This is a genomic window from Neisseria montereyensis, assembly GCF_024834045.1.
GTDB lineage: Bacteria > Pseudomonadota > Gammaproteobacteria > Burkholderiales > Neisseriaceae > Neisseria > Neisseria montereyensis.
The window spans coordinates 43974-61401 of sequence record NZ_JANUXW010000007.1; the positions used below are offsets into that span (position 1 = coordinate 43974).

Below are 17428 nucleotides of genomic sequence, written 5' to 3' on the forward strand. Positions count from 1 at the left end.
CACTTATGACATGGCTAAAATTAGACGGGCAACAAAATCGGGCGCATCATCTTCAGACGGCCTGAAACTTTGTAGCCACGCTGTAAAGTCGGTAAAAGATTTACCTTGGTTTTCGGGTTGCTCCAACCAAACTTTATACAAATCGTCATCAAACCGCCGAGCGGAATGAGCGATATTGCCACGGTAAACACGAAAATTAACCAACATGGCTTGTCCCCTTGATTATCTCGACCGCGATATCCCCACTCATCTGCACCAATCCATCTGACAGGCGAGTAAAAGCAACGTCGGCAATATAGGCACCTTCTTTCAACATTGCCGACTGGTCAGGCGACAACGTAAGCAGCAGGCGGTTTTGTTCGGGGTATACGTCTACGGCAAAATCCGCCACAACGTCGGTGCCAAATTTTGGCCGTATCCGGGCAAGAGCATCTACTCCGGATAGGGCAGAAATGCCGTAGTCGTCCAAAATATCGAACAACAGCGTAATTTCTACGGTTTCGCCGCGCTTAAAGATTAAAGGTTTGTTCATTTCGTGATTTTAGATTTTAAAATGCCGAAACAGGCATACAAGAGGTTCACTACACCGGAATATCCGTAACGTCCAAATCGGGAGCCGGCCCAAGAATTTTATTAGTGCGCTTATCATAAAATACGCTCTGTCCGTTGCTGGCTTGCCCGTTTAAAACAATGTTTCCGCCGCCGTTAGCACGGGCAGCAAAACTGCCGCCGCCCAAGTCGCCCGTAATTTTGGCAATGCCACGTTCTTCGCGGTTAAAAATCGCGTTAAACTGCTGTAAAAGGTTCATTTTCAAATCACCTAATCATCTAAATAGCGGTTAATCACCACTGTTTGCAATACACGCGGGGCATCATTTTCAATATCGACAGCCATCGTTACACCCGTTACCACGCCTTGCCATGCCCCTGTCGGCTCCTGTATCTGCCAAATCTGCCCCAATTGCGCCAACGGCAAGGCGTATTTATCGGATACGGGTAAGGTTACGGTCTCGGTTTTGTGCGTGCCTGTATCGCTCAATGCGGCCACCCCCGCCGCCTGAAGCACCGGCATATCGGTATAAAGCGGCCCGGTAACGGCGGCCGCTCTCGGCTCTCGGTTGCCCGTCCTGCGATACACATCGGCACCTTTGCCTTTTGCATGGTCGGCATACACAAAGACACCGCCTGCAAGTGGCTTGACATTACGGTTACCGCTAATATTAAGGATAACGGACGCAGGCACGGCAACATCGGGCGAGGCTTCGGCAACTTCCCACGCCGATTTTTTCCATCGGGGCTTGATGTTGATTTCCGGCGTCCCCGGACGGCTCTCAACAAATGCCCCCGCCGCTTGTGCCAATTCCTGCAAAACCATCATCGGCGTTTTGTCGGTTGACGCATACACATCCGCAGGAATTAGCCAATCCGCAGCTTGCCAATCGGTTAATCTGACACCCGTGTTTTTAAGTTGTGTATCGGCAATTTGCCGCGCATAGATAGGCGCATCAAACACACCGCCCACCTGTACGGCGTAGCTCTCACCTAAACGGGCAGTAACACTACGGCCTGATACCGTGTAGCTTTTTTGGCCAAATGCACGGTTATCGCGGTACTCCTCGGCGAGTATCACAAACAATCCGCCATTGATATTAACCGTGATCACGGCCTCATTGCCTTTCGCCCGGCCATCCATATTCAGTTTTGCAAAATCATCGGGCGGTACCGTTACCGTGCCCTGCCAGCAATATCCGCCCATATCAGTGGTAAACGACGCCGATAACAACTCAAGCGGCGTATTATTATCAAATGATGACGACACAGTATTAACTATCATATAAGCCCTTGTTAACGGGGTTTTTAACTCTGGGTAACACGTAAACGGGATTGGGATACTGTCGGCACTGTGTCCGACAACACGGCGGCGGAAACGCAACGGCATTGCATCCGACGGCGGACGTAATCCGCACACATAAGTGTTGTCGGGCTGCGTCGGCAAATCAGGCTCGACGGGGATTTCATACCATTCGCACGGCACGGCCAATGCCGGCAGGCTTACCGATTTTGAGCAGGCACCGATTGCTGCCCTGGCAGCAACATAAACCTCTAACGAGTATGCCTTGCTTTCAGACGGCCTGAATTGATGTAATCCACATTTTCTTACGGCCACCGCAACGCCTGATTGTTGGTGGCCACATCTTGCCAAAGACGCACTACCCGACATATTAGGCCGGGTCTCACGCCTCAAATCCGCCATACCGCTGATATTGGCCACCGCATCGCCGGCATATAAAACGGCAGGGGAATAGCTGCTGTTTTGACCACGCCTTAAACTCACCATACCCTGCACAGCCGCCTGCATACAGGCCGCCATATCCACCGCATCCAGATATACACCGCGATAATCCAATGCAACGGGGCGGCTGTTTGAAAATCCGCTCCGAACGACTGCACGGGTAGCTGTGGCATGCAAAACAAACCCAAATGAGGCGGAAACCATCGGACGTACAGGGTCGCGCCAAGGGTTATAGCCATAATCGGTGTCGGTATCAGGCACAACCTCACCGCCGTCTTGCACATCACCCAACCGCCGCTTAAACGGCAAAGGCAATATTGCGCTGTCACGGTCGGCAGCAATCGGCACGCCAAACGGCAGCGGCAAAGAATCGGGGGAAGTTGTGGGGGTATCGCTCATAAGGTGTTTTCAGACGGCCTAGCCGCTTTCGGGGACGGCAGGGCGCACAAAATCATAGGCTACCGGCTCGTATTGCTTTTTGTGGTCTACGGCCAATACCAAATATTCGCGGTCGGGATTGAGACGGTCGAGCAAATATGTACCGTCGGGGCGACTCCAAGTATCGCGCACCACCTGAAAGGCACCGCGCTCAAAGAGGATAATTCGCCGCTCTGCCGGCTGCCCACCTACCGTTAAAATACCGTCACCACGTCCGGCAATAAAACCATTGCCATGAGTACGGCCATAGTAATTGGCAGTATGAGATTTGACTGTGCCAAACAACGGCTTCGGGTGACGGGGTCGACTGAATACCCCAACATGGCTTTTAACCGCTAAAAGCAATGGCTGTTCATGTTGGGGTCGGCTGAAAATAGCCACACGGGACTTAAACAGCATAGTTTAAATTTCCCACGCGGTGCAATTAAGTAAAAAACAATCCCGACCAACTTGACTGTGGTTGGTATTGAATTTAACAAATCGATCACCGCTATCATCAAGATTATCAAAAAATGACAATTCTTCTATTGACGGCAGCCTTTCGCGGATACCAAGCAACCCCGGCAGTTTGCCGCGCATACTGTAATTATTGTCACTGCCCAACGAATAATATTCTAAAACAAATATTTCAAATGCCGTAAAACCGCCCGAAATGGGATTGGGGTAAGGTTCGCCCCGCCCTTTGTTCATTGCTCCGCCACCGATACATGGTACATTGAACCCTAATTGATCGTATGAAGCAGCCAAGGCCATTTGTCCAGTATTGATTTGACTACCCGATAATTGACCAAGAATCATATCGCCAATGCCAACTTCGTTACTTGATATAGATTTATTAGTACCCGTAGACTGGATAATAATACAGTTGCGGCTATCACTCGGAGCAACACTGGGAAAATCACCAAAATACAAGAAGACTGAGCCGTTGACGTTGAAGTAACTACTTCTCACAACCAAGCAAAAGCCACGCCCATGCCCGACCAATAGCCACTGCGCGCTATTTCTGTTATCCGGCAAAACCGAAAAATAGTATGAGGAAGAACCGACGCCGAATTTTTTTTGCCCCGTATTTTTTGCCGACATCTCATGATATCCAACTACATCTACAGCACGGGGATACTGGTTATCAACGGACAGCCAACATTTACTGGCTTTTTCATGTTTGCTTCTAAATGCGATATAGCTGCCGTCTTCATAGGCCGACTCCCAACCCAACGCCTGTTTATCGCCATATCCCGTTACCAAACAGGCTTTCAAAATGGTTTTCAAACTGCCAGCAGTAGCAGTAAGTTGCGGCGCCCCCTCATCGGTCGACTGAAACAAAGTAACCGGGACACGTTCGGTTTTAAACATGATTTAATCCGCCTTTAAAATAAATTTAGATAGCTGATTTTCGCGCCGATTGGCGGAATATCCCCGATGAGGCGTTTCATTCATGACAAAGGCCGTCTGAAATATTTTCAGGCGGCCTTGTTTAGAAAGCCCCCAGCCTTGCGACTCCGGTACGCGCACCGGCAAGACAGGGGGAGTTGTTGGGATAATTATAACATGATGCTATGGCTGCTCATCAATAACCGTATTGCCACGCAAACAGGCGGAAAAACCATCGCGCTCCGTCTGCTTAACGGTAGTCGGTTGGACTGCACGCAAAATCCACACAGGGGTGGGCGTGCCGTAAGTATTAAAGCGCACACAGTTACCACTCGCCCAACCACCGCCGAAAGACAAATGATTAATGGTGAAATACGGCTTGCCGGTTGCCGGATTGGTCGGCGCTAAATCGCCCAAAGTATCGCCCTTGGCAATCAAACCCAGTCGCTCCCCGTATAGTTCATACTGGTCGGTGCCGATGAATCGCAACAGCCAACGCTCGGTAATCGCACCATTGCTGGTAAGCTTAATCGGGTAGTTTTTGACATCCAAGCGCGACAAAATAGGATTGCCGCGTATATCATCCGCCCAAACATTATCCCAAGTCTGCTGCGAAAACGGCTCTGTTGCACGCACCAACAAATCACCACCGATTAAGGCACTGGATATATAGGTAGACTCCTTGGGATAATCACGGCCAACCGGGAACTGCAATTTAAGCGTGCCGGAAATATCTACCCCCATAACGCGGTTTTCCTCTTCCCACGCCTGCACTGCGGTCAGTGGGTAGGTGTAGTCCGATAAGTCCAACGGGTCGGCAAATGTAATCGTACCGGCTGTTAAATCATAGCTGTATTTGTCGGCCAGCACATGCTTACCCTTGGCATCCACCAAACCAATGCGGTCACTATTTTGACGGTCAAGCTGTACGGTTTGGCCGCCAGTAAACACGCTGCCTAAATCTTGCTTGATACGGTTGCCGATCACAATCATATCGCCCTTGCGGTATACCGGGACACGCCCGTCAGACGGCAGGCGCACAGAATCGATGCCGATAATGCTGGAATCTAACGGGATATTGTCTTGACTCACACAGTTAAAACGCAAGGTATCCGGGTAAAACAACTCACCACCCTCAACGCTGAAAAACCCTGTTTCATAGTGGATTTTGCCTTTTAGCTCTCCGTCAATTTCGCCCAAAGCATTCGACCGCCCGGTCAGCGTGCGCACTTGGCCGTCTGAACCTGTTTCGGTTGCATACACGGTAAAGCTTTCGGGCTTGATTGGTGCTGCAGGTGTACGTCCGACAAAATTGCCGATTTTTGTTTCCGGCTGTCCGATAATACCTGCAATGATTTTAACCGTAACAAGATTAATGGATATATCCGACATCACAATCTCACCGGTGGCCGTATTAAGATTGCCGATTAAGTCGCCCGTGCCGGTTTGGTAGTCCCAGTTTTTGTACAACTGCCCGCCACGCTCAATGATTTTTGTATCACCGGCGCTAAACGCCCATGTATCCGGCACAACCCGGCTTCCGGCATATCCGCCGCGCAACACATTAAAACTCATAGTCGGCACGGTTTCGGTTTTTTCTACCGCCCGCACTGTTTCAGACGGTATTACAGTAGCAGTGGCCGATACAAACGTCGCCGTAAAATCATCTAACTCATATTCTTGGCCACGGATATTTATTTTTTTTGCACCCGCACCGATTTCAGCCAGCGCGTCTTGATAACCATAAGCGGCAATTTTAAAGGCGGACGCAGGCAACACAATGGCACCGTCAGCATAATTAATGCTTGCCCCATCCAGCACTTTACCGCCCATCACCAAACCGCCTTGGCCGTTATCGCCAATTTCGGCCACAAACGATTGGCTGTCGGATTGTCGGGTTGTATCCTCATATTCATATCCGCCAAACACTGGCCCTGCACCGATTTTTATCCGGGTGCGGCGCACACCGGAAACCGAAACCCGCACCACCGTTTTCATGTTCAGCGACCCCGGGGCGGTTTTGCCGGCAGACAAGCGCAAAGTGCCTTGGGTACTACTCTCTAGCGCTGTTGTAACGGGCGAATCAGTGTACTCTTGCCAGTTAATACGCACTGTTGACGCATTAATACCAGACGACACCTTTACGCGCCCGGCATCGTATAACACATCGCCTTCCGCATGCCCGGTTAACTTACCGGTACCGTTATCGGTAGCAGTTTTGGCTTCGCCATCATTCCAGTTCATTGTCAGCGTGCCGGGCTTAATCCGCCCGGCCTGTTGCCTTGGATACGTTGCCCAACCGGATACACTCTGCGCCACGGAATCCGTGCCCGCTTTATCGGCCTGAAAAGTCGTATAGTCCGACACAGGCGACCACGCAAACACAAGGTTAGTACCTACATCGGGCAAACTTGGCAACGATACGACTGCCGAGCCGGTTGGCTCTACCGTGCCGCAAGGATTGTTTTCATTGTCACGCAAAATGCCGTCGCCCATATCGCGCAGGGTGTACCACACCCCCAAACTCATAAACGACACGACAAGACTGCCACGCAAAGGCGCAGGCTGTAACAGCGGTGCCCATTGTGTACCTTGATTGGTATCTTTAATCTCGATATAAGTCGTGTTTCGGATGGCCTTTTGTGCTGCGCCCGGTACGGCAGTAACAGTCAAAGCATAACTCGGCGGCATATCTACAATCAGGCCGCGCTTATAGTCGATATTCACAATAGCGCCGTCTTTAATCAATCGGCCTTGCGCATCATCTTCCCAGCCCTGTATTTTTACCGTACCGGGTATAACGGGATGTTCCAGCCAAATATTGCCCGACACCGAGCCTTCGGATTTAAAAATCACGCGCTCGGAACCGGCCGGAACCCATGCCTCGGCAGATACAGGGTATTGGTCGACATACGGAGTCTCTACGGTGGATGTTGGTACCAGCTTTTCATATATAGTATCCACTCTCAATTCCAGCGCCCCTTTATTCAGGGCTTGAGCGAGCGGCCGCACACCGTAATAAGTGGCCGAATCAGCCACCTGCGTCTCTAAAATAGCCACACCATTTCCTGCATAACCCTCAACAGGATAAGCGGTGCCGTTGTAGTCATCCGACAAAGGATTGTAAATTTCCATTTTTAAAACCCGACGCTGGATTTCTTTAATCCCACCACCCGGCAACGGAATTTCAAAGGTGCGTATTTCGTGTTCTAAATCCGAAATCCGGAAATATTGATAGCGGATAATATTTTTACTTCCCGATGTTTCACGCATTTCCAAACAATACCGTTCGCCGACCGTTGGCAAAGGGGCTTCTACGCGCTGATAAGCCTGTATCATGCGGATACCGGCCATGTGCCGCCCGAGTAGGGTCATGCGGCTTTCCACTGTCGGCACGCTATATGCTTCAATTCTCGGCATAATTTCGGCACGGCTCTCGCCGTAATTACGGGCTTTAAATGCTAAAAATGACACATTATCTGCCTTGGGCGGCTCTGAAATAATAAAGTGCGACCCGTAAAGCGGCTCCGCATCCGGTCGCAACACGCCCGGATACAGCAGGCGTGCATCAAAACTGCCCATTGTCCGGTCAACATCGGAAATAGGCGGAAAAATTTCATTATCCTCACCCGTTAGCGGCTTACCGACCATCAAACCACCGCCGTCAGGTGTATCCGTCAGGCGTTGGCTTGGATAAATCTGTAAATCCTGCTGGGTTAATCGCGTGGTTTTTGTCATGTTTTAAACTCTGTTTAAATCGTCATTAAATTGATGGTGACGGTGTATTTGTCGCTACCTATTTCAGGGGTGGCATATTGCACGGGTTCGATTCGGGCGAGGGCGGCATCATGCAAGCGGAATGTCACATCAAATTTGCGCCCGTCATAGTGGGTTAGCTCCATCTCAAGCTCCGGGGTGTCGCTCCAGTCTCTCAATGCAAGTAGATCACTGCGGTTAATCCACACCCAATCACCGCCCAAAGTTACCGGCCGGCCATTGAGTTTTACCCCTTGCTGGATAACCAAGCCACCCGACAAAGTACGCTGCGGTGCCGCTTGCGCCACTCTCGACCAATCAAACTCGTCAAGCCAGCGCATATCTTGCGGCAACTGTACGATGTTGCCCGTATCTTTGCGCTTAAGCTGCCAATAATCGTTGTCCATGCTGATACTCCTTTTCCCCATCATAAAAAAAACCCCGCATAATGCGGGGGATAAGTGTTTCACTTAGTCGGGGTGATTTAAATTATTTTTGGGTTTAAGTCATGCGCTTAAGGCCGTCTGATAGATTTTGCATCAAAACATTACCTGCCGCTTCTACGACTTTTTCATCTCTGGCATTCAAGGCCGCCTGAAACTGCCTAGCCAAACCGTCCGCCGCAACACTCAGCCCCTCCAGCTTCAGGTTGCTCAAATCCCCAAGATTTAAGCCACCACCATTTCTGTTATTTGCCGCCAGTTCACGTTGCCGTTGCTCATCTTCGGCTTTTTGGCGTTGCCGCTGCTCTTTTTGACGAGCATATAAGGTCTCTTGTGCCCGTAACGCCCGTTCCCACTCGTTTGCAACGTCTCCTTGGCCGTTTTTGGCCGCCGCCTGTTGCTTGGCTCTCAAATCCGCCAATTTTCGCTGCTGTTGCAGGGCATAGCCGGCCTCTTCATCGCCGTTAATAGCCGCAAGTTCGGCCTCAATCGACAAACGGGCATCTTTAGCGTCGTCTTTAAGCTGTACCAGTTTTTGCCGGGCCGCCTCAATTGAGTTTCTGAGGTTGGCCAAGCTGGTGCTATCCAGCTTGCCCGTTGCTGCCGCTGCTGCCGTAGTCGCACGGGTAAGATGATTAACATTGACCGTGCCGCTCGAAATAGCTGCGTTAAGCTCCTCTTGTGCGCTATTAGCACCTTTGATGGCATCCAAAAACTGGTCGGAATATGCCCGCCAGCCGCTGCGCAGAAAAAATGAACCTTGCTCGGTTAGGTCGTTTAGCAGGGTGCTATATCGCTCAAACTCTTCATTGGTCAGCTTGACCACACCGTGGGTGCTGCTGATACCTTGATGCAAAACATTGACTTTTCGGGCTGCCGATTCCGACGCGCTGCCCACCTTATCCATGCCGTCGGCCAACTCTTTGCTGGTTTGCCCGGCACTTTGGGCGGCTCGTGCATGATTATTGGCTGCCGCCGCTGCTTTGTTATGCGCATTTGCCGCCGTGTTGCCTGTTTTAGCCGATTGTGCCTCCAGCTCTGCCGTGCGCTGTTTAACTTGCGCCAATACCTGATCATATTGCGCGGCAGTAATCGTGCCAATTTCAAACGCGGCTTTGGCCTCTGCTGCCATACGGCTTAAGTCGGCAGTATCGGCGGCGGCCTTAATAGATTGCGCCATTGCATCGTAAGCCGTTTTAGCACCGGCCGCCCCATCTTTGGCCGCATCATTAAGGCGTTGGATTTGCTCCTTAGTTAACGCCGCCGCATCGCCGCTTTTTTGCAGCTGCGCGCGGAACGCGTCAAATTCGGCACGGCTTTGCAGTTTCCCCATCATTTGCTCAAAGCCATTACGGATTAACCGGGCATTTTCTATTCCGGCGTCTTTGGCCGCTGTCGATGCCTCCGCCCAATCAGCAAACGCTTCTTTGGCCTTACTGCTAATTCCGGTGGTAGCCTCATCCATATCCACACCGATTTTGGCAAACGCTTCGGCAACTTTTGCGGCCGCATCGGGGGCTTTCTCACCGATTTGGGCAATCTCATCGGCAGTTAATCCGGCCTGTTTACCCACGTCTTCCAAGCGTTTTCGCAGGGCGTCGACTGCTTCCGGACTATCCATTTTTGACAAGGCCGCCTGAAAAATACGCGCCATCTGCTCGCTGTTATACCCAAACTGCACCGCTGCCTTATCAAAAGCAGCCAAACCTTTTGCGGCTTCCTCGCTAATGCCGCTGGATACCTGTTCGGCGGTCAACCCCAAATCTTTAAGCGCGTTTTTGGCCTCAAAAACGGCACCGGTATCAAATTTAAAGTCTGCACCCGCTTTGTTTAATTCGGTGTTTAACTTTTCCATTTCCGCCCGGTAACCATCCGCCTGCAAAGCAAGTTGGGCGTAAATACCGCTATTTTCCAAGCCTTCAGATTGCAATGTCCGCATAGATGCAGCAACAGCATCATATTCGGCCTTTAAATAACGGTATTGCTGCTGCATAGCTGCAATACGGGCGGATTCTTCCGCTGCGGCTTTCGCATTCGCTTCGGCACGTTCGGCCTCTAATTTGGCCTGCTTTGCTTTCCTTTCCGCATCCTCTCGCTCAATTTGCGACTGGTAACGGAAGTGTTGGGTGTATTTGTCAAGGCTACCTGTATCCCACAAAGAATCAGCCATTGCAATTACAGCAGCCAAGCCGTCGCCTAGGTTGCGAACAATCTCCACATTGTTATACAGTGCCTCACCAACCCCTTTGCCAAGCTCAAAAGACGAAAATAACGCTGCCGCATCTATGGCGGCGGTTTTCAGCGAACCGGCCAGCGTTTTAACTGCCGCCGCAGCCTTTGTCATATTCCCCGTCCCCGAAATAGCGGCGGCCTTCATATTAACGCCAAGCTCACGGGCGGCAGCTGCAGTCTGCTGTATGGCAACCTTGAGAGAGGTAACACTACGCTCCTGTTTAAAAAAAGAAGCCTGAACATTGCTACCTGTAAGCCTTACTGCTGTCTCGTAGGCATTGATTGCCACCTTGCCCGCTGCAAATAGCGCAGCCATTTGGGTCAACGCTGGAAACTCTGTTGCAAGGTCGGAAATCGAACCCACCACACCGGATACACCACTCGCCACTCCTGCAATCACAGGCAATAAGGCATCTCCAATGGATGAGGCAGCGTTTTCAATAGTTACTTTCGCTTTGTCTATCTGCTTTTGGGTAGTCCCGAGTGCATTACCCACTTCGGCCTGCATCGCCCCCAAGGTTTGTGACTTATCAGCCACCAATCCCAACGCCTTTTCATATTCGCCTAGAGAGCCAACCAGTAAAGCAATATCATCGCTGTACTCCGCACCAAATAAATCAGCCAGCGCCAAGGCACGGCTCTGTTTGTCCAGCTGTTGGAGCTTGCCAAGAAAATCACTTAAAGCGTTTTGTGGGTTTGCTGCGATATTTGCCGCCATATCATCTGCCGACAAACCGATTTGGTTTAAGGCCGTCTGAAAATCCTTGCCCTGCGACTGCGCCGTCTGCAATTTTTGCAGCAGGGCATTAATGGCCGTTGCCGCCACCTCGGGCGGTTTGCCCAAAGCGATAAAAGCATCAGCCAACGCCGCCGCCTGCTCTGCGGCCAATCCAAACTGATTGGCATTACCGCCGATACGAGCCATTGCAGCCACGATATCTTTTTCTTTTGCAGCGGTATTATTGCCCAACACATTGATGGCATCACCGAGCTTTTCCACTTCCGCTATCGGCAGCTGAAACACGTTGGCAATGGTTGCCGCTGCTTCGCCTGCTTCCTGCGCCGTCAAGCCGAACGCCACCGCCATTTTTGACGCGATCTCAGTAAATTGCGGCAGATTGTCCAACGAAATACCCAACTGACCACCCTGTGCAGCCAAATCAGCCATAGCCGAAGCGGAAATACCTAATTCCGCCCCCATATCACGCAGACTATCGGCCAGCGCCCCGTATTCTTCGGGCGTACCATCCACCACCTTTTTTACACCCGCCATTGCACTTTCAAATTTTATTGCTTCGCGGGCAACATAGGCCAAGCCGCCCGCCTTGGTAACAACACCTTGCAGCTCATTAGCAACATCCGCCAAAGTCGGGCGCAAATCTTTCAAACTGCGTTCAATTTTATTTACTTTATCCCGTTGCAGTTCGGCAGCGCGTGCCAGTTCCGCATGGCTCAATGTGCCGCTGTTTTTAAGCGTTTCATAGGCCTGCTTGGTTTTTTCGATTTCCTGTCTTGCTTTGTCGTCCGCATCAAGCCCCAGTTGGATACGGGCATCGGCAATAGCCTTAAGCTCATGTGCTTCGGTGGCAAGTTTATCCATCTTAACGGCTGCTGCCGACGCTTTGGCCGCAAGTCGTTGTTCGTCTGCGGCCAGATTTTTAACCGACACACCGGCCGCAGTCATGGCGTTGCGTGAATCACGCACTTTCTCGGTAAGCTCGGTTTCTTGCTTGGCAAGCTTATCCATTTCCAAGCGCAGCTTCGCCACCGCTTCTTTTTGTTCGGTAGTGCCGCCGTTTTTCATATTTTCGTACAGGCCGTTAAGCAGGGTATCGGCGGCTTTAATGGATAAACCCGTCTCCTCAAGCTCTTTATCTAAAGCTTTATATTGCTCAATGAGTGCCTGTTGGTGCGATGTTTTGGCAAATGTTTCATTCAGCTTCGCCGCCTCTGTGGATAACTTAGCCGTATCCAGCCCCGCCGCCTGTATTTCACCTGCCAGCGTTTTAATCTGTTCCGCGCCGTCTACATCCGCCGTAATACGGATACCCGCCTGAATCTCTGCCGATGCCATATTGATAAACCTCTATATTTACGTTATGCCAATCCATAATTATTGGTAATAAATCTAATTTGTCATTTAGAAATCATTCATTACAAGGGGTGGATGCGTAAATATTTTTCCGCTGTAAACACCCTATTAAACACATGACAAAAACACTGCAAAAATTAAGGCCGCCTGAAATTTCAGACGGCCTTTACTTTTAAAATCCCGCGCGTACCTTTCGGCAGAGGCACAGGAATGTCTAATTACTAAAACTTGAGAAAGAATACGCTGATTTCTGACCTTCAGCCAATACAGCTTTACCCGTAAATGATGCTGTGGCAAACTCATCGCCGAACCAGTCAATATCGCCGTCGGCAGCCAATACAGCATGCGGGATGTGTAACACGCCTGCCTCGCCGGTAACACGGTTTTTGCCGTCAACCCAAATTTCCAAATCCAAGCGGCTCAATGTGCCCGCATTAATCTTGAAACCACCGCCGGCACGGGTTTTATAGCTGACCTTGATGTCTTCGTCGTCGTTGACGTTTTCTGCGGTTGAGTCAATCTCAATCAAACCCACGTTTGAATTAAATTTAACTTTGCCATCATCGACGGCGGCGCCACTCTTGTTTTTAACTTTAATTGTGGCCGGGTCAATATTTTCGTGCGGCAGCTTATAGCCTTGGCCTTTTTTACCGATATGGATAACAGTGTCAGTTACCGTTTCCGCACTGGCGGAAATTACAGCGGCCGCGCCCATCAAAGCCATTGCCAAGTTATTTTTATCAAATGTATCCAGTGTCAAACCCACCTCTGTCGGATTAGGGGTAACCAAGCTGTCCAATGCTTGGCCGTATGTGCCTTTGCGTTTACTCAAACGCTCCGTGCTTTCGGTAGATGATGCGGTAGTTAGCGATGTGGTATTACCCACATCATAAATGCCGCCATCCGGGATACTGCGGTTGCGTACTTTCACGTCGCCTTCAAAAATCAGGCCGTGGTCGACAGTGCGGTTAATAGACATATCAGTCCTCTCTTAATTTAATAGCTACTGCGGTTTCAAACCGCATCGGAAAAAAAGCAAAGCCCTCATGGTAGGCAATCGGCAAGGCTGCCCGGGCGGTAAACGGCTCCAGCGTGAGCTTTTCACCATTACCGCCGCACGGGTCGAATCCCTGAAATGCCGATTTAATGGCGGTAATCGTCTCGCCGACACCGTCCTCACCATATTGCAGGCGGTTAGGGTTGTATTGACGTTTAACCAAAATAAAACTAAAGCTCAAACGCTCGCGCAACAAGCCTTTTTTGCCGGCTGTTACGTCAGGGGTGAAACCATCAAACACCACATAAACCGCACCGTCTTGCGGCTTGATTTTGCGGTCTGACGTTACCGCCTCAAGGTCTGCCGCCTCTAAAACCGAACTCACGCCCGGCACTTGTGCCATGCGCTCCATAATGGCGGGGTAGCAGGCCAGCATATTGTGATACATAGGCAAGGTTGCCATTACTTACTCCAAATGGTTTGCAGCCACTCTCCCAAAGAAGCGCGGATGTCGCTGTGATCTTGCTCGCTCAAGCCAAAAATCTCACGAGCGGGCATTTTTGCGGTACCTGTTTGCAAATAGGCGGCATATACTCTATCGGTACCCACTTCGGCCATGCTCTCGGTTGCATGACTGGTAATGCTTTTGAGTAGGTCGCCACGGTCAACCAAGATTGAGCCGCGCGTTCTGCCGTTTTTTGCCGTTTTTGCATATAGCGTCCACAGCGACAAACCAGCCCACTTGCTGCCATCGGGTGCGGTTTTGGTTTCAAACCGCTTTCGGGTGCTGTTTTCTAACAGCGCAGCAACGGCATCTAACGGCTGTTTTAAATCACCGTTTAAACGGATATACAACGTGCTTAAATGGCTTGTCAGCTCTGGCAGTTGGGCATCAATTGTTAGTCTCATGCCATGCCTCCACTCTATTGGGTATCACCGCATACAGGCCGTCTGAAGCCTTGCCTGCGGGTTGGGTTGCATCCAAACCCAACAGGCGCGGCTCTTTAACCAACGCTTTCAGCCAATCAATAGCAGCCTTGTAGCGTTTTTCGACAATTTCAATGTCGCCGTCCTCGTGTAGGTAGTAACGTGCAATATCACAAACCTTTAAAACCAACACACGCGGCGTTTCTACACCGTCAAGGTTTTTATAACCGGCTGCGGCCAAATAACTGCCTGCCTCGGCTTCTGCGTCTGCGATTGCCCGCTCCAATACTTCCGCGTTTACGGTCTTACCGTATTCATGGTCGGTAAGGGCGGCGATTTCCCTTTCGGAAAACCGTAAAATCATATCTTCGCGGGTAATCAGCATTTCAGACGGCCTTTTTAAGCAGTAAGTGTTGCCACCAGCTCGGGGCGTAAAGCAATCGGCAGCGGATTAGACTGCATGTGCAGGCTCCATCCTTTGTCGTGGGTTAGCTTTTCGCGGCTGGCATAATATGGCAACGCACGGGTATTTACGGTGGCGTTCATGTCTGCAGGGGCAAATGCCTCTGTGTACAGTTTGCGACCGACAGGCATCAAGATTGCTTTGTCAGATTCGATTTTTGCGCCTTTTGCACCAAAATCGCCGACATACTGGATAAATTTAATGCCGCCATGCTCAAATGCAATCGGATTGAGCGTACCGTCGCGATACACCGCGCCCTCTTTATAGCGCTCATAAATCGCCTTCATTTTGTCGTGGTATTTAAGCGCCTCTAAAAAATCAAGGCCGCACAAAGCTACCCAGCCCGTAACCATCGCCCCTTTTTGCTTGGCGCGTAGCTTGGCAATAGTGGTATCGATCATTTTGCCCACCTCGGTATCGGCGCTATCAAGACTCCAATCAAAGGTTTCGCGTTTAACACCAAACTCTTTATAGAGGTCATACAACATCGTACCGTCGGCATCTAAAATCTTGCCCTGTAATGCACCCAACATTAGATGCTCGCGGGTGTATTCGAGGTTGAGTTTGCCATCTTGCAATTTGTCGGTGACTGCACTCTCTACGGTTTCGGCTTTGTCCGTGCCAAATCCGCGCAGGTTTTGCACATCGTCAGCACGCACCACATCATTTTCAGGCAGATGGGGGATGCGGAAAGTTTTAATTACACGGTCTTTGGCAGGGATTGCCTGGCCAGATTCACCGCGCTCTTTACTTTGAACCAAGCTTAGGCGGCCTTCGCTGTACTCGATATTGACATAAGTCGTTGTCAGATATTGCGGCTCAAAAACGCCCAAATCGCGGATTTGCGTGGGCACGGCGGGGATTTTATTAATGGCGGCGGTCAAAGCCTTAACGCCAAATTTGCTCTCACTTGATAACGGCATAGTTTTCTTTCATATAAAAAACGGTTTGATTCAGGCTGTTTTGAAACAGCCTGCTCTAATTGGGATTAAGCCTGCGGCGTGCCCTGATAGACAATACCGTAAGGGTCGCCATCTTTTTTCAGGCCGTCCAGATTGCCGCCTGTTGACGCGGCTGCATTAACCGCCGTACTTGCAACCAGCGACAAGTCGATAATGCAGTTATGCGGCTGTACAATCACCTTACCGTCTTGCTCATTGGTCAAGGCCAGCAGTTTTTTACCCTCGCGCAAGGGGTAATCGACAAATGTGCCGATTTTAGTACCCTCGTCGGCAGCCACCGCCACACGGGTTAACGGCGTAGCTTCCCACTTCAAAAAGTGTCCGGTAACAGGCGCTAAGGTTTCACCTGTGGTTTTCATTTTCGCGTCTTCAGACATATTCACCCCCATTAAAAGAGCTTTTACCTGTTGCCACTGACAACTTCACAGCAGCGGTTCCGTCTTGCACATTACCGCCCTTATCGGCAAGCAACGCTTCCGGCACCGGTGGCTTGGCGTTAGCTGACAATGCTGCATCTTTGGGTTTTAAATCAGCAATCACTTCTTCGGCTTGCGCCAAATCCGCTGCTAACAATAGCTTGTAGGTGGATTCATGGACGCCGCTAAACTTGCCGTCCTCGCCGACACTAAATCCGGCTGCCGACAACTTGGCGTCAATCTGCGCCTTGTGCGCTGATAGTTTTAAATCAGCATTTTCTTTTTCTAACGCGGCCTTATCCGCCTTGAGTTGGTCGAACTCGGCCTTTTCTTCAGGTGTCATGCTCAAGCGCTCCTGTTTGGGTTGATAATCAAATACCTGCGGCTTGCCATCATCAGACAAGGCCACGGCGTGGGTATTGCCGTCAACACCGACGGCGGTAAACGATACTTCGCGGATGGTGCAATCACGCATAATCAGCATAGGGCCTTGTACTTCACGGCCGTTAACGCTGACTTTAGCTCCTGCGCTCAACTCTTCAACGCGCGCCGATTGCACATATACTGACATTTCCCACGGAAAGCCTTGGTCGGATTCTTCCGCCACGGCTCGCCCGTGTTCATTGTTGAGCAAAGTGCCTTCGGCATATAGGCCGTCTGAAGTCACCGATAACTTACCCATGCCGGCACGCTTACTGCCTGCGTGGTCTATAAGAAATGCGGTTTTGTCTTTGAGCTTAATACCGTCGAAGTCGATAACCGTTTGCCACATACCTAAACCGAACGGACGGCCGCTGTTGGCAATACCGGAAAACTTGCGCGGCTCTTCGCCGGATACAGCAGCTACAGCCACCGCATCAGCAGAAGAAAGGCGCAGGTTTAAAGTTTGGGGGATGTTTTTTGTATTCATGCCGCCATGATAGAGGCAGCTTGTGAAGAATTGGCTTGGCAGCAGTTCATTACTGCCGACAGGGGAAACGGCATTTTTATCCGTTGCTAAGGTTTGACATTGCCAACTAATGACAGACATGCCGATTG

16 protein-coding genes are annotated in these 17428 nt (G+C 50.6%); all 16 read right to left on the reverse strand.

Annotated features, from left to right (window positions below):
- Positions 1-3: 3 nt before the first annotated feature.
- Entirely contained in the window at positions 4-207 is a 204-nt protein-coding gene (locus tag NXS09_RS07965) for a hypothetical protein (protein WP_259292018.1), read from the reverse strand.
- Entirely contained in the window at positions 197-532 is a 336-nt protein-coding gene (locus NXS09_RS07970; protein ID WP_259292019.1) for a hypothetical protein, read from the reverse strand. Before NXS09_RS07970 ends, NXS09_RS07965 begins: the two co-directional genes overlap by 11 nt.
- A gap of 49 nt (positions 533-581) precedes the next feature.
- A complete protein-coding gene (locus NXS09_RS07975) occupies positions 582-809 on the reverse strand; it encodes a hypothetical protein (RefSeq protein WP_259292020.1) in 228 nt (75 codons plus the stop codon).
- Positions 810-820: 11 nt separating this feature from the next.
- Positions 821-2692, reverse strand: a complete 1872-nt coding sequence (locus NXS09_RS07980; RefSeq protein WP_259292021.1) for a hypothetical protein — start codon at positions 2690-2692, stop codon at positions 821-823.
- A gap of 18 nt (positions 2693-2710) precedes the next feature.
- A complete protein-coding gene (locus tag NXS09_RS07985) occupies positions 2711-3130 on the reverse strand; it encodes a hypothetical protein (protein WP_259292022.1) in 420 nt (139 codons plus the stop codon).
- A gap of 3 nt (positions 3131-3133) precedes the next feature.
- On the reverse strand, positions 3134-4084 hold the full coding sequence (locus NXS09_RS07990; protein ID WP_259292023.1) for a hypothetical protein: 951 nt from the start codon (positions 4082-4084) through the stop codon (positions 3134-3136).
- A gap of 201 nt (positions 4085-4285) precedes the next feature.
- Positions 4286-7840: a hypothetical protein gene (locus NXS09_RS07995; protein WP_259292024.1), complete on the reverse strand. Its 3555-nt coding sequence runs from the start codon at positions 7838-7840 to the stop codon at positions 4286-4288.
- Positions 7841-7854: 14 nt separating this feature from the next.
- Entirely contained in the window at positions 7855-8265 is a 411-nt protein-coding gene (locus NXS09_RS08000; RefSeq protein ID WP_259292025.1) for a hypothetical protein, read from the reverse strand.
- 94 nt (positions 8266-8359) lie between these two features.
- Positions 8360-12607, reverse strand: a complete 4248-nt coding sequence (locus NXS09_RS08005; RefSeq protein WP_259292026.1) for a phage tail tape measure protein — start codon at positions 12605-12607, stop codon at positions 8360-8362.
- A 232-nt stretch (positions 12608-12839) separates the two neighbouring features.
- Positions 12840-13604, reverse strand: coding sequence for a phage tail tube protein (locus tag NXS09_RS08010; protein WP_259292027.1), 765 nt, complete (start codon positions 13602-13604; stop codon positions 12840-12842).
- A gap of 1 nt (position 13605) precedes the next feature.
- Positions 13606-14085 (reverse strand): phage tail terminator protein, encoded by a 480-nt coding sequence (locus NXS09_RS08015; protein WP_259292028.1) that lies wholly within the window; start codon positions 14083-14085, stop codon positions 13606-13608.
- On the reverse strand, positions 14085-14531 hold the full coding sequence (locus NXS09_RS08020; protein WP_259292029.1) for a phage virion morphogenesis protein: 447 nt from the start codon (positions 14529-14531) through the stop codon (positions 14085-14087). Before NXS09_RS08020 ends, NXS09_RS08015 begins: the two co-directional genes overlap by 1 nt.
- Positions 14515-14934: a DUF1320 domain-containing protein gene (locus NXS09_RS08025; RefSeq protein ID WP_259292030.1), complete on the reverse strand. Its 420-nt coding sequence runs from the start codon at positions 14932-14934 to the stop codon at positions 14515-14517. Before NXS09_RS08025 ends, NXS09_RS08020 begins: the two co-directional genes overlap by 17 nt.
- Before the next feature lie 14 nt (positions 14935-14948).
- On the reverse strand, positions 14949-15935 hold the full coding sequence (locus NXS09_RS08030) for a major capsid protein (RefSeq protein ID WP_259292031.1): 987 nt from the start codon (positions 15933-15935) through the stop codon (positions 14949-14951).
- A 65-nt stretch (positions 15936-16000) separates the two neighbouring features.
- Complete coding sequence (locus NXS09_RS08035) at positions 16001-16333, reverse strand: oxaloacetate decarboxylase alpha chain (RefSeq protein WP_259292032.1); 333 nt, start codon at positions 16331-16333, stop codon at positions 16001-16003.
- Between the two features lie 10 nt (positions 16334-16343).
- Complete coding sequence (locus NXS09_RS08040) at positions 16344-17420, reverse strand: hypothetical protein (RefSeq protein WP_259292033.1); 1077 nt, start codon at positions 17418-17420, stop codon at positions 16344-16346.
- Positions 17421-17428 lie beyond the last annotated feature (8 nt).

Excerpts from the sequence above, each read along its gene's own strand:
- NXS09_RS07965 (WP_259292018.1), bottom strand. The coding sequence starts at position 207 with ATGTTGGTTAATTTTCGTGTTTACCGTGGCAATATCGCTCATTCCGCT.
- NXS09_RS07970 (WP_259292019.1), bottom strand. The coding sequence starts at position 532 with ATGAACAAACCTTTAATCTTTAAGCGCGGCGAAACCGTAGAAATTACG.
- NXS09_RS07975 (WP_259292020.1), bottom strand. The coding sequence starts at position 809 with ATGAACCTTTTACAGCAGTTTAACGCGATTTTTAACCGCGAAGAACGT.
- NXS09_RS07980 (WP_259292021.1), bottom strand. The coding sequence starts at position 2,692 with ATGAGCGATACCCCCACAACTTCCCCCGATTCTTTGCCGCTGCCGTTT.
- NXS09_RS07985 (WP_259292022.1), bottom strand. The coding sequence starts at position 3,130 with ATGCTGTTTAAGTCCCGTGTGGCTATTTTCAGCCGACCCCAACATGAA.
- NXS09_RS07990 (WP_259292023.1), bottom strand. The coding sequence starts at position 4,084 with ATGTTTAAAACCGAACGTGTCCCGGTTACTTTGTTTCAGTCGACCGAT.
- NXS09_RS07995 (WP_259292024.1), bottom strand. The coding sequence starts at position 7,840 with ATGACAAAAACCACGCGATTAACCCAGCAGGATTTACAGATTTATCCA.
- NXS09_RS08000 (WP_259292025.1), bottom strand. The coding sequence starts at position 8,265 with ATGGACAACGATTATTGGCAGCTTAAGCGCAAAGATACGGGCAACATC.
- NXS09_RS08005 (WP_259292026.1), bottom strand. The coding sequence starts at position 12,607 with ATGGCATCGGCAGAGATTCAGGCGGGTATCCGTATTACGGCGGATGTA.
- NXS09_RS08010 (WP_259292027.1), bottom strand. The coding sequence starts at position 13,604 with ATGTCTATTAACCGCACTGTCGACCACGGCCTGATTTTTGAAGGCGAC.
- NXS09_RS08015 (WP_259292028.1), bottom strand. The coding sequence starts at position 14,085 with ATGGCAACCTTGCCTATGTATCACAATATGCTGGCCTGCTACCCCGCC.
- NXS09_RS08020 (WP_259292029.1), bottom strand. The coding sequence starts at position 14,531 with ATGAGACTAACAATTGATGCCCAACTGCCAGAGCTGACAAGCCATTTA.
- NXS09_RS08025 (WP_259292030.1), bottom strand. The coding sequence starts at position 14,934 with ATGCTGATTACCCGCGAAGATATGATTTTACGGTTTTCCGAAAGGGAA.
- NXS09_RS08030 (WP_259292031.1), bottom strand. The coding sequence starts at position 15,935 with ATGCCGTTATCAAGTGAGAGCAAATTTGGCGTTAAGGCTTTGACCGCC.
- NXS09_RS08035 (WP_259292032.1), bottom strand. The coding sequence starts at position 16,333 with ATGAAAACCACAGGTGAAACCTTAGCGCCTGTTACCGGACACTTTTTG.
- NXS09_RS08040 (WP_259292033.1), bottom strand. The coding sequence starts at position 17,420 with ATGTCTGTCATTAGTTGGCAATGTCAAACCTTAGCAACGGATAAAAAT.